Here is a 1,280-nt window from a genome sequence, read left to right on the forward strand (position 1 = left end):
ATACAACTCGACAGCGTCGCGGCGAAACTCCTCGGAGTAGTTCTTCCTCGCCATGAGTGGATCATCTCGCTTCCACCCCACCGAAGCAGGGATTGAGCGTGTCCACTACTCGGGGTCAGGTCCCGTGTGACGTGACGGACCCAAAACTGTCGGAGGGTCGCGGGACAATTTGAGTCATGAAGCAGGAATTTTCGATCCTGCCGCTGGCCGCTCGCATCGCTACAGAGGCCGACGCCTACAAGCTCATGGAAGAGCTGGTCTGGCCCGGCGGTCAACCGGCTGCGTGCCCGCAGTGCGGCACGGCTGGCAAGTTCTACTTCCTGGCGCCGAAGGACGGCGGCGGCACCCGCAAGACCCGCACCGGGGCGGACACCGCCCGCCGGTTGTGGAAGTGCGCGACGTGCCGCAAGAAGTTCTCGGTGCTGACCGGGACGGTGTTCCACGGCTCGAAAATCCCGCTCCGCACATGGCTGTTCGTCATGTTCGAAGTCGCCTCATCGAAGAACGGTGTCAGCGCCCGCGAGATAAAACGCAAGTACGAACTGACCCCCAAAACGGCGTGGTTCATGCTCCACCGCATCCGCGAGGCCATGAAACGCGGCCCGTCCGCTGGGCTGCTGTCCGGAACGCTCGCAGCCGACGAAACGTGGATCGGCGGCAACCCCGCCAACCAGCACGCCCGCAAGCGGCTAGCGGCGGGCGCAGACCGCTGGGCCACACAAAAGACCACCGCCCTGTCCGTCATCGACAAGGCCAGCGGCGAGGCCAGGTCCGCCGTGGTCCACAACGTCCGCGCATCCACACTCCGCAAGGCCATGGAGCGAGAGCTAGAAATCAACCTCGGCGCGTCGATCCTGCACACCGACTCCGCAGCCCACCTACATCACCATCGCAGCGACCACCAAAGGCCACGAGTCCGTCAACCACAACGCAGGCGAGTACGCACGCGGCCAGATCAGCTCGAACATGGCCGAAGGGTTCTTCTCCCACCTCAAGCGCTCCATCGACGGGACACATCACCACGTCAGCAAGGAACACCTGCCCCGCTACCTCGCACACTTCGACTTCATGTACTCCACCCACAAGCAGACCGACTCAGAGCGGATGCGGCAACTGCTGGGCCAGGTCAGCGGACGGCGACTGACCTACCGGCCCCTAGCCCGGGGCTTTCATGGTGGCGGCGTGCCGGTGAACTGAAAAGTGCTCCAGGTCAACGATGATCGAGGTTCTTGAGGCCAGATCGTCGTCAACAAGGAGCACCTTCAGGGTGAAGAATATCG

Annotated in this window: 1 protein-coding gene and 1 pseudogene; both read left to right on the forward strand. The window is 63.2% G+C overall.

From position 1 onward, the window contains the following. Positions 1–245 precede the first annotated feature (245 nt). Positions 246–857 (forward strand): annotated as a pseudogene (locus RM423_RS26155) (IS1595 family transposase); the annotation flags it as partial. A gap of 31 nt (positions 858–888) precedes the next feature. Continuing rightward, positions 889–1,197 (forward strand): transposase, encoded by a 309-nt coding sequence (locus RM423_RS24770; RefSeq protein WP_311425701.1) that lies wholly within the window; start codon positions 889–891, stop codon positions 1,195–1,197. Positions 1,198–1,280: the final 83 nt, after the last annotated feature.

Origin of the sequence: Jatrophihabitans lederbergiae, from assembly GCF_031845305.1 — a bacterium.
GTDB lineage: Bacteria > Actinomycetota > Actinomycetes > Mycobacteriales > Jatrophihabitantaceae > Jatrophihabitans_A > Jatrophihabitans_A lederbergiae.